General features: G+C 70.8%; 12 protein-coding genes and 1 pseudogene. 8 read left to right on the top strand and 5 right to left on the bottom strand.

Annotation, left to right across the window (positions count from 1 at the left end; translation table 11 throughout):
• The 3 genes from AB0M20_RS07435 to AB0M20_RS07425 form a co-directional block, all read left to right on the top strand.
• On the top strand, positions 1-579 hold a 579-nt coding region (locus AB0M20_RS07435), incomplete at its 5' end, for a polymorphic toxin-type HINT domain-containing protein (protein WP_364295266.1).
• 2 nt (positions 580-581) lie between these two features.
• Positions 582-1,157 (top strand): hypothetical protein, encoded by a 576-nt coding sequence (locus AB0M20_RS07430; protein ID WP_364295263.1) that lies wholly within the window; start codon positions 582-584, stop codon positions 1,155-1,157.
• A gap of 426 nt (positions 1,158-1,583) precedes the next feature.
• Positions 1,584-2,087 (top strand): GNAT family N-acetyltransferase, encoded by a 504-nt coding sequence (locus AB0M20_RS07425; protein WP_364295260.1) that lies wholly within the window; start codon positions 1,584-1,586, stop codon positions 2,085-2,087.
• Positions 2,088-2,319: 232 nt separating this feature from the next.
• On the opposite strand, the gene AB0M20_RS07420 is transcribed toward AB0M20_RS07425, so the two are convergent.
• Positions 2,320-3,192: an NADP-dependent oxidoreductase gene (locus AB0M20_RS07420; protein WP_364295257.1), complete on the bottom strand. Its 873-nt coding sequence runs from the start codon at positions 3,190-3,192 to the stop codon at positions 2,320-2,322.
• A gap of 86 nt (positions 3,193-3,278) precedes the next feature.
• On the opposite strand from AB0M20_RS07420, the gene AB0M20_RS07415 reads away from it, so the two are divergent.
• The 4 genes from AB0M20_RS07415 (at position 3,279) to AB0M20_RS07400 (ending at position 7,944) form a co-directional block, all read left to right on the top strand.
• The gene (locus tag AB0M20_RS07415) at positions 3,279-3,797 is read left to right on the top strand and encodes a MarR family transcriptional regulator (RefSeq protein ID WP_364295254.1); all 519 of its coding nucleotides are present in this window, start codon (positions 3,279-3,281) and stop codon (positions 3,795-3,797) included.
• Between the two features lie 116 nt (positions 3,798-3,913).
• The gene (locus AB0M20_RS07410; RefSeq protein ID WP_364295252.1) at positions 3,914-5,173 is read left to right on the top strand and encodes a sensor histidine kinase; all 1,260 of its coding nucleotides are present in this window, start codon (positions 3,914-3,916) and stop codon (positions 5,171-5,173) included.
• A 12-nt stretch (positions 5,174-5,185) separates the two neighbouring features.
• Positions 5,186-5,827, top strand: a complete 642-nt coding sequence (locus AB0M20_RS07405; protein ID WP_364295249.1) for a response regulator transcription factor — start codon at positions 5,186-5,188, stop codon at positions 5,825-5,827.
• Positions 5,828-5,898: 71 nt separating this feature from the next.
• Positions 5,899-7,944, top strand: coding sequence for an MMPL family transporter (locus tag AB0M20_RS07400; RefSeq protein ID WP_364295269.1), 2,046 nt, complete (start codon positions 5,899-5,901; stop codon positions 7,942-7,944).
• Between the two features lie 966 nt (positions 7,945-8,910).
• Here the strand turns inward: AB0M20_RS07400 and AB0M20_RS07395 are convergent.
• Positions 8,911-10,848: pseudogene (locus AB0M20_RS07395) on the bottom strand (glycoside hydrolase family 97 protein); the annotation flags it as partial.
• A 141-nt stretch (positions 10,849-10,989) separates the two neighbouring features.
• Between AB0M20_RS07395 and AB0M20_RS07390 the strand changes: the two are divergent.
• Complete coding sequence (locus AB0M20_RS07390) at positions 10,990-12,009, top strand: LacI family DNA-binding transcriptional regulator (protein ID WP_364295246.1); 1,020 nt, start codon at positions 10,990-10,992, stop codon at positions 12,007-12,009.
• An 8-nt stretch (positions 12,010-12,017) separates the two neighbouring features.
• Here the strand turns inward: AB0M20_RS07390 and crcB are convergent, their stop codons facing one another.
• From crcB to AB0M20_RS07375, 3 genes are all read right to left on the bottom strand, one after another.
• Positions 12,018-12,368, bottom strand: coding sequence for a fluoride efflux transporter CrcB (gene crcB / locus AB0M20_RS07385; RefSeq protein ID WP_364295243.1), 351 nt, complete (start codon positions 12,366-12,368; stop codon positions 12,018-12,020).
• Complete coding sequence (locus AB0M20_RS07380; RefSeq protein ID WP_364295240.1) at positions 12,365-12,706, bottom strand: CrcB family protein; 342 nt, start codon at positions 12,704-12,706, stop codon at positions 12,365-12,367. Before AB0M20_RS07380 ends, crcB begins: the two co-directional genes overlap by 4 nt.
• A gap of 253 nt (positions 12,707-12,959) precedes the next feature.
• Positions 12,960-13,154 (bottom strand): EAL domain-containing protein (locus tag AB0M20_RS07375; protein WP_364295237.1); only part of this gene is annotated, 195 nt, incomplete at its 5' end.

Genomic DNA, 13,154 nt, shown 5'->3' with positions numbered 1-13,154 from the left:
GACGAGTTCGTGCCCGCCGGTGAGCTGGAGCCGGGCGACACGGTCGTCACCACGGACGGCAGCACCCTCGCGGTCGCGGCGGTGAAGCCCTACTCCCAACGGCAGCGGGTCTACAACCTCACCGTCGACGACATTCACACCTACTACGTGTTCGCCGGCACCACACCGGTGCTGGTACACAATTGCGGAGTAACTCCGAACAATTCACCGGGCACCCTCGGGGACGAGCTGGCTGCGGCGGACCGAGCGGGCGTGCGTCCGGCCGGGGCGGGCAGTCCGGAGTTCCAGAGTGCTGTCAACGGTGGCGGTCGGCATATTTGGTCGGTGTCCGAAAATGGTAGCCTCAACATCGCGCCGTGGGGGGAGAGCATCAAGCATCCCATTCTCAACGGTGGAGGACCTGTTCGAGGTGCCGGCGAAGTGGTCTTCGACAGAGGAATGGTGACGAACATCAACAATGCCACCGGACACTACACACCAAGCTGTCGCTGCGGCGCGGACCTGCAGTCCGGCGTGGATGCGTTCATGAATGCCGGAGTGCCGGTGTCCAGACGCGGCATCACTCCATTCGGCTGGTAATGATGTCCACTCAGGACGACGACTATCGAGAGCTCAGGGCGGTCGCGCCCGCGCGGCGGCGAGATTGGCTGCGCGGGCGTGCGCCCACCGACCTGCGGGGGCACTGGTGGCTTGCGCTCATCGAGCGCGCGCAATTTGATGCCGGCCCGGATCGAGGTCTGCCGCCCGCGCAATGGAAGGCCAATGTCGCTTTCGCGGTTGATCTGATCGAGGCGGCGGGGGAGGACGGAATGCCGCCGTACTATGCGGCAAGCCGTTTGGCGCTGCTGACCTCGGCGATCTTGAAGTCGGGCGCGGGATTCGACGGATTGCCGGGCACCCTGGTGCCCGGCGATCTCGCCCGACGCATTCTCGCGTCCTTCCGGTTAAGCAAGGCCGACGCCCTGGCGGCCGCTGCGCGCCTCCGGGAAACGGCAGACGGCGACGAGCCAGGGGACGCCGAGTCGGACGCGCTGCGCGACATCGCGTGGTCACTCCCGGACCTGGAGATGCTGAGAGCGCACATCGGCGACGCGAGTCTGCGGCGGACGATCGAGGAGTGGCTCGACATCTCCGACGGTCTTTCAGTGGTGCCGTAGTGCGTCGGGGGCGGCGTCAGAGTCAGTTCGCCGCCGGATACCAGTGGGCGAACGCTCATGCCGCGTCTATGAACGCCAAGGAATGTCGTAACTGCGGGTCGAGAGCGCTTCGCCTCATCTTCGTGGTCGATGAGCCGGATGCCGAAAGTGGAACGGCGGTCTTCTGGTGCGAGTCTTGTATGCACGGCTTGGCGCCTCTGCGGGCGCCTGTCGCACATGACGGCGAGCGGATCCTGCGCGGCACCGAAGTCGTTCCGAACTTCACGTTGGTGGTTGAAGAGAGTAGTTCGCCGTCGTGATTGGTCCCGTGGAGGCCCGGTCGCTCCTTTCGCATCCGGGTCCTGTCGGGCGATGTCGTGCGTCTTGATCTGTTGCGGGAATCGGAATTGCGTTGCCTCGGCGGTCGAGGGGCTGTTTGCTGGCCGGGTGGAGAGTGAGATCCGGCGGGCTCGGGAGGGTGACCTCGCGCGACTTCGGGAGATCGAGCGGGCGGCCGGGCAGGTCTTCGCCGACGTCGGGCTCGCGGAGATCGCCGCGCACGAGCCGCCCTCCGAGGAGGTGCTGCGCAGGCATCTCGACGGAATCTGGACCTGGGGCGATCCGCCGATCGCCTACATCTTCACCGAGCCCGTCGACGGCTGCCTGCACATCGAGCAGGTCTCCGTGCATCCCGACCACGCCCGCCAGGGCATCGGCCGGGCGCTGATCGAGCACGTCGCGCGGCTGGCCGGCACCGCCGTCACGCTGACCACCTTCGCCGACGTGCCCTGGAACGGGCCGTACTACGAACGGCTCGGCTTCCGGCCGCTGCTCGACGAGGAGCTCACCGGCGGGCTGAAGGAGATCCGCCGGGTCGAGACCGAGCGGGGCCTGGACATCCGGCCGCGCATCGCGATGCGCCGGGAGGCCGCCGGGCCTTCACCGGCTTAAGCGGTAGAGCCATTTGCGATCCACCTCGGCCTCGATGTCGACGCCGTGGTGGTTGGCCATGCGGCGGGAGATGGTCTCCACGTCCTCGGCGAGCCGGCGCAGGTCCATGGCGCCAGAGCCTACGTCGGCCTGGGGCCTGTCCGGCCGATCAAGCGGGGCTGCGGCGTGGCCCAGAGCGCGCCTCGCATTCGCTTGATCGGCCGGACAGGCCCTCGCCGGGAATCCCCTCGCATCAGCGGGGCGTGATGACGACCCTGCCGCGCAGATCGCCCGCCGCGCCGCGCTCGTAGACCTTTTCCAGGTCGGCGAGCGGGTGCCGCTCGTACACGTCGACCTTGATCTCGCCGGCGTCGATCAGCCGGGAGATCTCCGCGAGCTCGTCCGCCCGGCTCTCCACACCCATCTGCACGGTGCGCACACCCTCGCGCGCGGGGGACGGTGAGGTCGCGCTGACGATGACGCCGCCCGGCCGCACCAGGCCGACCAACGCGGCCGTCGCCGCCTCGTCGGTGCGGACCAGGTTGAACACCACGTCCACCGGCTCGACGGCGGAGGCGACATCGGCGGCGGTGTAGTCGACGATCTGGTCGGCGCCCAGGGCCCGCACGGCCGACGTGCTGCGCGGGCTCGCGGTGGCGATCACGAACGCGCCGAGGCGCTTGGCGAATTGGATCGCGAACCCGCCGACCCCGCCGCCGGCACCGTTGATCAGCACGCGCTGACCCGCCGTCACGCCGGCGTGCTCGTTGACGCCCTGCCACGCGGTCAGTGCGGCGGCCGGCACGGCGGCCGCGTCGGCCAGCGGGATGCTGGTCGGTGCGGGCGCGAGGAGCTCGGCCGGCGCGAGAACGTACTCCGCCGCGCTGCCGTCCTGGGTGAACGGCAGGAAGCCGAACACCGGCTCGCCGTCGCGCAGGCCGGACACGTCGGCGCCGGGGATGTGCGGCAGTGCCACCGAGAACAGGCCCTGCCGGATGCCGACGTCGACCGGGTTGAACGCGGAGCCGGCGACCTCGACCAGCACCTGACCCGGGCCCGGTGTGGGAGTGGGGACCTCGTCGACGGTCAACGGTCCGCCGTACTCGTGGAATCGAACTGCCTTCATCGGAACCCTCCATCAAGAGTTGCTTCGGATTCGAAGCACTCAGACGACCATAGCTCGCTTCGAATTCGAAGCAATAGAATGGACGGGTGACGAACGACACGCCCCTGGATGCCGAGGAGTTCGCCGCCTACCTGGCGCTCAGGGAGGTGGCCAGCCTTCTCGAGCACGGCGTCGAGCAGCAGTTCCGCGAGGACGGCGGGATCGGCGGCGCTCAGTTCGGGATCCTGGCTCAGCTGGCCAACTCGCCCAACGGTCAGGCGCGGATGACCGACCTCGCCGACTCGCTGGTGTACAGCCGCAGCGGTCTGACCTACCAGGCCGGGCAGATGGAGAAGGCCGGCCTGATCACCCGGGCCCCGGCCGAGGACGACGAGCGCAGCATCATCGTCGAGCTCACTCCCGCCGGCCGGGAGGTGCTCGACCGGGTCATGCCCGGCCACCTCGAGGTGGTGCGGCGGCTGTTCTTCCAGTGGCTGACCCGCGACGAGGTGCTGGGCCTGGCCGATCTGATGCCGCGGCTGCGTGACCAAATGCGCACCGCGCCGCCGAGATCGCAGCGGCCCAGGAAGCCGTCACCGGGGCGGTCGCCGCGGTCGAGCGGATGAGCTCGGCGATGCGCCCCGACCATGGGCACAAGCCTTCCACGGTGGGGTTATCCCTACCCAGAATCGGCAGGTCTGCGGGATCGGCCCCGACCGCACGCGAGCCTAGGTTCTAGGGCATGAGCATCCTTCGCCGCCTCGGCCAAGACACGCAGTACGTTCTGTTCGGCTTCCCGCTCGGTCTGATCGCCTGTGTGCTCGCCTTCACGTTGTTCGGTCTCGGCGTCGGCCTGACCGTGGTGTGGATCGGCCTGCCGTTGCTGCTGGGGATGATGCTGCTGATGCGCGGCTTCGCGACCCTCGAGCGGGCGCGGGTCGGCGCGGTGCTCGGGCGGCAGCTGCCACATCCGGCGTACAAGCGGGTGGCCGGCCCCAGCTTCTGGCGGCGGGTGACCACGCCACTGTCCGACGGGCAGTCGTGGCTGGATCTGCTGCACGCTATGTTCCGCTTCATCCCGAGCACGATCGCGTTCGCCTTCGTGGTGACCTGGTGGTCCGGCGCGATCGGCGGCCTGACCATGCCGCTGTGGGACTGGGCGATCCCGCGCGGGCCCGACAACACCGACCTGCCGGAACTGCTCGGCCTGGGCGACGGCACCGCGTTGCGGCTCTCCTTCTACGTCGCCGTCGGCGCGTTCTTCGCGCTGACGCTGTTCCCGGTGGTGCGTGGCAGCGCCCTGCTGGAGGCGAAGTTCGCCCGCGTGCTGCTCAGCGGGGTCGCCGAGCTGCGCGAGCAGGTGGCCGAGGCGGAAGCGGCCCGGGACACCGCGCAGGCGCAGAAGGACGCGGCGGTGTCCGCCGAGGCGATCGCGCTGCGCCGGCTCGAGCGCGACATCCACGACGGCCCGCAGCAGCGGCTGATCCGGCTGGCCATGGACCTGGGCCGGGCCGAGCAGCAGTTCGACTCCGATCCGGAGAGGGCGCGCGCGACGGTTGCCGAGGCGCTCGCCCAGACCCGCGAGACGCTGGACGAGCTGCGCGCGCTCTCCCGCGGGATCGCGCCGCCGATCCTGGTGGACCGGGGTCTGCCCGCGGCGCTGACCGCGCTGGCCGGTCGCTGCACCGTGCCGGTCGACCTGGATGTGCCGCCGATCGGCCGGCTGGACCCGGCCACCGAGACCGCCGCGTACTTCGTGGTGGCCGAGGCGCTGACCAACGTCGCGAAGCACAGCCAGGCCACCGAGGCGCGGGTCGCGATCGAGCAGGACGGCGGCCAGCTGCGGGTCGAGGTGATCGACGACGGCATCGGCGGTGCCAGCCTGGCGAAGGGGCACGGCCTCTCGGGCCTGGACGACCGGGTACGCGCGGTCGGCGGCGAGCTGACCGTGCGAAGCGCCGAGGGCCTGGGCACGCTGCTGAGGGTCGCCCTGCCGGTCTGACAGACTGGCCCGATGCGTGTAGTGATCGCCGACGACGCGGTGCTGCTCCGCGAGGGCCTGATCCGGCTCGTCGAGGAGAACGGACACACGGTGGTGGCCGCGGTCGGTGACGGCCCGGCCCTCGTCGGCGCGGTCACCGAGCACCGGCCCGACGTGTCCATCGTGGATGTCCGGATGCCGCCCTCGCACACCGACGAGGGCCTGCGCGCCGCGGTCGAGGCCCGCTCCCTCGTGCCGGGCACCCCGGTGCTGGTGCTCTCGCAGTATGTCGAGGTCTCCTACGCCGAGGATCTGCTCGCCGACCGGGCCGGCGCCGTCGGCTACCTGCTCAAGGACCGCGTCTCCGAGGTCGCCGACTTCCTCGACGCCCTGGACCGGGTGGCCGGTGGCGGCACGGTGCTGGACCCGGAGGTGGTCTCGCAGCTGCTGGTCCGGCGACGGCGCGACGACCCGCTGCGATCGCTGACGCCGCGTGAACGCGAGGTCCTGTCGCTGATGGCCGAGGGGCGGTCCAACACGGCGATCGCCCGCCGCCTGGTGGTCACCGACGGCGCGGTGGAGAAGCACGTACGCAACATCTTCACCAAGCTCGACCTGCCGCCGGACGACGAGCAGCACCGGCGCGTGCTGGCCGTGCTCACGTACCTGCAGTAGGGCTAGCCCTACCACCGACCGGCCTGCTCGCCGGATCGAAGCCGGAGGCCCGGCTTCCTAGCGTCTGTGTCATGTCTGCGCGTATAGCGATCTGGAGTGCTCGTCACCGTATGCTCGCCATCCTCGGATGGCTGGCCTTCGTCGTCGCCGCATCTGTCCTGGGTGGACAGATCGGCACGACGCAGGCGCAAGAGATCGATCAGGGACACGGCGACTCCGGCCGAGCCGAGCGGATCATCGCCGAGGCCGGCTTCCCGGAGGAGCCGGACGTCGAGATGGTCATCATCCAGCGCGGCACGCCCGCCCAGCGGTCGGCGGCGGCCGGCGAGGTCTCCCGGGCACTGACCGGCATCGGCACCGCCGCAGAGCCGCTGGACTCGCCGGACGGAGGGTCCACGCTGGTCACCTTCGAGCTGTCCGGTGAGGTGCAACCGGCCCTCGACGCCGTCGCCGCCGTGCAGGCCCGGCACCCGGACCTCTACGTCGCCGAGACCGGTCCGGCCAGCGGCGACCTGACCGTGGACGACAAGCTGGTGGAAGGGCTGACCACGCTGGGCCTGCTCAGTATCCCGCTCACCCTGGGCATTCTGCTGATCGCGTTCGGCGCGGTGGTGGCGGCGCTGCTGCCGGTGGCGCTGGCGGTGACCGCGATCATCGCGGCCGGCGGACTGCTCGCCTTCGCGAGCCGCCTGGTGCCCACTGTGGACGCCACTATGCACGTGATGCTGGTGCTGGGCCTCGCGGTCGGCGTCGACTACTGCCTCTTCTACATCCGGCGGGAACGCGACGAGCGGCGCGCCGGCGCCGATCCCGAGCAGGCCCTGGTGATCGCCGCGCAGACTTCCGGCCGCTCGGTGTGGATCTCCGGGCTGACCGTGATCGTGGCGATGGCCGGCATGTTCTTCACCCGGGACGCGACGTTCTCCAGCTTCGGCGCCGCCACGATCCTCGTGGTGACGACCGCGGTGCTCGGCTCGCTGACCGTGCTGCCCGCGGTGCTGTCCCTGCTCGGCGATCGAGTCGACGCGGTGAAGATTCCGGGCCTCTACCGCCGCCGGTCGGGTGGCCGGGTGTGGCGCGCGATCGTCCGGGTCGCGCTCGCGCGCCCGCTGGTGTCCGCGCTCGCCGCGGCGGCGGTGCTGCTCGTGCTCGCCACACCGATCCTCGACCTGAGGCTCAAGAGCGAGGGCATCGAGGACCTGTCGCCGAGCGAGCCGGTGGTGGCCGCCGGGCTGGCCGTGCGGGACGCGTTCCCGGCCCAGCTCGCCCCGGCCGAGGTGGTCGTGCGTGGCCGGGTGAGCGACGCGGTGGTGGCCCAGCTGAAGCCGGCCGGCGACGTGCGGGTCAACCCGGCCGGAACCGTCACGGTCATCCCGTCCGGCCTGTCGGTCGAGGACCTGCGGACCGATGTGCTGCCGCGGGTGCTCCCCGGGGCGCTGGTCACCGGCGACGCCGCCGAGGACGCGGACTTCAACCAGCGCCTGGAGGACAGCGTCCCGTACGTGTTCGGCTTCGTGCTCGGGCTCGCCTTCCTGCTCCTGCTGGTCACGTTCCGCTCGGTCGCCGTGGCGCTGACCGGGCTGGTGCTCAACCTGCTGTCGGTCGCGGCCGCGTACGGGATGCTGGTCTACGTCTTCCAGTACGGCCACTTCACGTCGCTGCTCGACTTCACGCCGGCCGGCGGCATCACCAACTGGCTGCCGCTCTTCCTCTTCATCACGCTCTTCGGCCTGTCCATGGACTATCACGTGTTCGTGCTCAGCCGGATCCGCGAGGGCCACGACCGCGGGCTGGACACCCGGCGTGCGGTGGCCGAGGGCATCGGCGGCACGGCCGGGGTGATCACCAGCGCGGCGGTCGTCATGGTGGTGGTCTTCGGGCTCTTCGCCACGCTGCCGATCGTCTCGATGAAGCAGGTCGGCGTCGGGCTGGCCGCGGCCGTGCTGCTGGATGCGACCATCGTGCGCGCGGTGCTGCTGCCCGCGGTGATGGCCCTGCTCGGCCGGCGTAACTGGTGGCTGCCGCGCTGGCTGCGGTGGCTGCCCGAGGTCAGTCACGACGTGACGGTCGCGCCGGCCGAGCCGCTTCGGGAAGAGCGCGAGCTCACCCGGGCGTGATGTCGATCCAGGCTCGGACCGCCTCGTGGATGTCGGGGGTGCTCGGGTCGAGGGAGGTGTCGTCGACGAGCTGGGTGCCGGTGGTGCCGTAGGCGATCCGCACCGAGCGGTTCGTGGACCCGGTGATCTCGCCCCAGCTCTCGACGGTCTCCCAGGACCCGCGGGTGTACTTGTACTGCACGGTGGTGCCTCCAGCACCGGCAGCGTGACCTCCCAGATGTCCGGCTCGACCTCGGTCATGGCGACCTTGCCGGGATCCCACGGGCCGAGCTCGGGCAGGGAACCGGGCAGGTGGACGGTGTCGCCCTCCGGCGTCTCGGGAGGCACCCGCACCCGCCAGGTGACCTGCACCATCTGCGGTGTCGTGCGCTGGACGACCTCGTTGGACGGGATCGACACCCGGCCGTCGACGACTGCCCGGACGACGTACGCATAGGTGGTGTCGACGGCCACGGTGTCGTCCACGTAGCTCGTCGTGCCGGCCGGGACGGTCGCCAGCGGCTCGTCGTAGACGCCCTCCGCCGTCCGCCGGAACACCTGGTAGGACGCGCCGGGCACGGGATCCCACGCCAGCGCGACAACGGAGCCGGCGAAGCGGGTGACGGTCAGGTTCGCCGGCGGCGGCACCGGATCGGCGGGCCGGACGAGGCGGACCACGATGCGCCGGCCGTCGACGACGATCACCGCGCGGTCACCGGTCAGACGCGCCTGGAACAGCACGGTCGCCGACGACCCGGGATCGACGCGGACGTAGCGGGTCTGCCGGATGTCCGTCCCGCGTACGGTCATCACCACGTCGGTCCCACCCGGAACCGACCCGCGGTTGGTGACCGTGGCCCGGATCGTCACGAGGTCACCGGGCTCGGCGGTGGCCGGCGCATCGAGCTCGGTGACCCGCGGCCGCGGCTGCACGTAGCGTGGCAGCGAAGCACGATCGGCCGCCGTGGCCCTCCGGAACCGCACCGCCTGACCACCGCTGGTTTCCAGGGCCGCGACGAACGTGTCGTCCCGGGACACCAACGACCGGTTCACCGCCAGCGGGGTCGGGTTCGTCTCGTAGTCGGTTGCCGCGGCGTCGGTGTACGACTCGGCCACCCACAGGCCGCGGCCGAGGAAGTCGAGCCGGTACCGGAGCGTCTGCGCGCGCTCGCCGGTCATCGCGCCGACGTACCACTCGGAGCCGGCCCGGCGGGCGGTGACCAGATGGTCGGCGACCCGGGCGGACAGCACCCGGCTCTCGTCCCACCGCGCCGGCACGTCCTCGATGAACTCCAGCCCCGGCGCGCCCTCGTAGTGCTCGGGGAGGTCCGCGGCCATCTGCACGCCGGAGAAATAGTTCACGTAGTACGACAGCTGCTTGCCGACCGTGGTGTGCACGCGCCGGTCCTGGTCCTGCGGATCCCAGAGGATGTCCATGATGCCCGGCGTGTAGTCCATCGGGCCGGACAGCATGCGGGTGAACGGGATCGTCACCGTGTGCGTGGGCGGGTTGCCGGCCGAGAAGGCGTCGTACTCCTGTCCCCGCACCGCTTCCCGGGAGATCGCGTTCGGGTAGGTGCGCATCTCACCGGTCGCATGCACGCACTCGTGGCACAACACGTTGATCTTGTGTTGTGCGGCCTTCTCGAGCACCAGGCGGAAGTGGTTGACCGAGCGCTGCGAGTACGCGTACTGGCCCGGGATCTGGCCGACGTAGCCGGTCTTCAGGTAGTGGATGCCCAGCCGCTCGTAGAGCGCGAACGCCTCGTCGATCTGCGCCTCGTAGTTCTCGATGCTCGCGCCGGTCTCGTTGTGCGCGATGAACTCGACGCCCTTGCTCTTGCCGTAGGCGACGACGCCCGCCAGGTCGAAGTCGTCCGCCGGGGTGGTGAAGTCCTGGTCCGCCCAGGAGCCCTCCCAGCCCTTGTTCCAGCCCTCGGCGAGCACCCCGCCGATGTTGTGCGCGGCCGCGAAGTCGATGTACTGCTTGGTCCGCTCGGTGGTCGCGCCGTGCCGGGGTCCCTCCTCCCAGGTGTACTGCTGATGTTGCAACGCCCACCAGATGCCGACGTACTTGGTCGGCTCGATCCAGGAGGTGTCCCGGTCGCAGATCGCGCACGGCGGATTGAGGTTCTCCAGCAGATGCGAGTCGATCAGATCGCCCGCGTCCGCGGTGATGGTCAGGGCCCGCCACGGCGTCGCCCGGCCGGTCGTGGTGACGACCGCCGCGTCCCGGCCCGGCGTCGGGGTCAGCGCGGCGCGCAGGCGGCCGGACTCACGGACCAGCGTCATCGCCGCGTAGTCGACCAGGTCGGCCTCGTGGATGGCCAGGTGCGTGCCGTCGCGCCAGCGGAACGTGGCCGGCGTCATCGTGTCGCCCATGGAGCGGTACGACGTCTGCTGCCACAGCTGCTCGTCGCCGTCGAAGGCCAGGTTGCGCGGTTGCCACCACGCGTCCGGGTCGCCGGCCAGCGCGAACTCGCTCGCCTCGTCGACGATCCGCAGGTCGGGCAGGCCGGCCTGGCGGGGCACCGAGTAGCGGAACGCGACCCCGTCGTCGTAGGCGCGGACGATCAGGTCGAACCGGCGCCCGTCGGCCTGCCGCAGGCCGACCGTGAGCTCGCGGTGGTGGTCGCGGACCACCGTGTCCGCGCCCCAGACCGGGCGCCAGGTGGTGTCCCGGCTTCTCGTCCGGTCACCGGTGATCGTGACGCCGGTGCCGAGCGTCGAGCCGTCGGTCAGCCGCAGCCCGAGCGCGGACGGCAGCACGAGGGTGCGGTCGCCGCGCTTGACCGAATACCGCAACTGGCCACCGCGGGCGGTGACGCCGACCGTCAGGCGGCGATCGGGCGAAGACACCGCGACCACGTCCGCGGGTCCCGCCGCTGCGGTCGTCGTCGTCACACCGGCAGTGCCGATGCTCATCACCAGGGCCAGGCCGGCCGCCACGGCAACGCGTCGCATGGGAGTCCCTTCAACGCAACCGGTTACGTTGGAGGGAAGTCTTCGCTCGCGGAAAGATCGAATCAAGACAACGAGCAACATCGATTTCCTAGACTGCTCGCCATGGGCAGCAGCACCGACCGGCTGAACATGGCGGACGTCGCCGCACTGGCCGGCGTTTCCAAGGCGACCGTGTCCCGGGTGCTCAGCGGCGCTCCCGGCGTATCGGATGCGACCCGCGCGCGGATCAAGGCGCTGGTCAAGGACCTGTCCTACGTGGTGTCTCCGGACGCGGCCCGGCTCAGCCGGGGGTCGACCGGCCGGGTGGCCGTCGTCATGCCGAGGACCACCACGTGGTTCTACGGCGCCGTGCTTTCCGGAGCGTTGTCGGTGTTGCGGCCCGCCGGGCTGGACGCGCTCGTCTACCAGGTCGCCGACGACGCGGAGAGCCGCGGCTTCTTCGCGGACCTGCCGGTGCAGCGCCAGGTCGACGCGGTCATCGTGGTGGCCTTTCCGGTCAGCGACTTCGAGCGACGGCAGCTGGACCTGCTGGGCGTTCCGGTGGTGGTTGCCGGCGGGGCGCTGCCCGGCCAGGCCCATGTGCGGATCGACGATGCGGCCGCGGCGCGGCAGGCGGTGACCCACCTCCTGGAGTTGGGGCATTCGCGGATCGCGATGATCAACGCCGCGGTTCCCGCCGAGTGGCCGTACGCGCCGCCGGTGGACCGGCTGCGCGGCTACCGGACCGCGCTCGAGGAGGCCGGGCCGGGGTTCGACCCGCGGCTGGTGGTGGACGTGCCGTGGAGCACCGCGATGGGTGCCGAGGGGATGGACCGGCTGCTTCGCGTGCCGCGCCGGCCGACGGCGGTCTTCGCGTTCTGCGACGAGGTGGCGATGGGGGCGCTGCGCAGCCTGCGGCGGGCCGGGATCGTGGTCCCCGAGGACATGTCGGTGATCGGGATCGACGACCATCCGATGGCCGATCTGTGGGATCTGACCACCGTGCGCCAGCCGGTCGAGGAACAGGGCGTGCGCGCTGCGCGGATGGCGTTGGCGCTGCTCGGCGGCTCGGCGCCGGCCGATCGGCACCCGGTTCTCCCGACCGAGCTGATCATCCGCGGCACGACCGCCGCCTCGGCATGATCGGCCGCCTATCCGGTCATGGACCGTGCCGTCAGGTAGCCCAGACCGGCCGCGACCAGGCCCGCGACGATGCTCACCGCCACGTTGAGCACGGCCCGGCGGCGATCGCCCTCGCGGGCCAGCACCATGGTCTCCCAGCCGAACGTCGAATACGTCGTCAACGCCCCGCAGAAACCGGTGCCGAGCAGCGCACCCCAGCGCGGCCCGGCCGGCAGCCCGATGAGGAAGCCCAGCAGCAGCGATCCGGCCAGGTTGACCACGAGGGTGCCCCAGGGAAAGCGCGAGGCGAAGGCTCGGCCGGCGAGGTGGCGCAGCGGCGCGCCGATGGCCGCGCCGAGCGCGACGAGCAGGACCGTCATCGGGTACGCGCCAGCGCCGAACCCGCCCACACCGCCAGCAGCGCGCCCGCCAGCGTGGCGACGCAGTAGGCGACGGCCACGACGGGCTCCGCACGGATGGTGTCGACCATCGCCGCGCTGAACGTGGTGTAGCCGCCGAGCACTCCGGTGCCGAGCAGCGGGCGTACCCATCTCTGGCCCTGGGTGCGCTCGTAGAGCGCGCCGATCAGGAGGCAGCCGGAGACGTTGATGAACCAGGTGACCCAGATGCCACCCGGCGCGACGGCGGTGAGGCCGTATCGGGCCAGCGCGCCGAGCACACCGCCCGCCGAGACGGCCGCCAGCACGGGGAGATCCACGACAGCGACCCTAGCCCGCGGGGAACGACCGGCCCCGAAACCACGGCGACCGGGGCGGACGTGGCGGCGTCCACCCCGGCCGGTCCGGAGTTGGTGCGAGGTTGCACCGATGCGCGCCCAGGGGCAGGGCGGCATCGGAGTGGTCCACAGTAGGTGATGATCTTGCGGTCGCGGGACCCGCGTTCATGCATCACAGCGAATCGTTACGCACGGGCATGCGAGAGTAGTCGTCACTTCGCGATATGTAGGTTTCTCACGTTGCAGGAAAGAGCAGGTCACCCATCGCCTGCTCGGTCAGCGGCTCGGCGAAGAAGTAGCCCTGGCCCAGCTCGCAGTTGCCGCCGGCCAGCTCGGACAGCTGTTCCGCGTCCTCGATGCCCTCGGCGATCGTGGACAGGTGCAGCGCCTGGCCGAGCTGGATGATGCCGTGGGTGAGCGCGGCCGCGGC

Source organism: Actinoplanes sp. NPDC051633 (assembly GCF_040681735.1).
GTDB lineage: Bacteria > Actinomycetota > Actinomycetes > Mycobacteriales > Micromonosporaceae > Actinoplanes.
Note: the sequence above shows the minus strand (reverse complement) of the source record. Positions and strands in the feature narration are given on the sequence as shown.

Coding starts and splice junctions, on each gene's coding strand:
- AB0M20_RS07430 (WP_364295263.1), top strand. CDS start 582: ATGTCCACTCAGGACGACGACTATCGAGAGCTCAGGGCGGTCGCGCCC.
- AB0M20_RS07390 (WP_364295246.1), top strand. CDS start 10,990: ATGGGCAGCAGCACCGACCGGCTGAACATGGCGGACGTCGCCGCACTG.
- crcB (WP_364295243.1), bottom strand. CDS start 12,368: ATGACGGTCCTGCTCGTCGCGCTCGGCGCGGCCATCGGCGCGCCGCTG.
- AB0M20_RS07420 (WP_364295257.1), bottom strand. CDS start 3,192: ATGAAGGCAGTTCGATTCCACGAGTACGGCGGACCGTTGACCGTCGAC.
- AB0M20_RS07405 (WP_364295249.1), top strand. CDS start 5,186: ATGCGTGTAGTGATCGCCGACGACGCGGTGCTGCTCCGCGAGGGCCTG.
- AB0M20_RS07400 (WP_364295269.1), top strand. CDS start 5,899: ATGTCTGCGCGTATAGCGATCTGGAGTGCTCGTCACCGTATGCTCGCC.
- AB0M20_RS07410 (WP_364295252.1), top strand. CDS start 3,914: ATGAGCATCCTTCGCCGCCTCGGCCAAGACACGCAGTACGTTCTGTTC.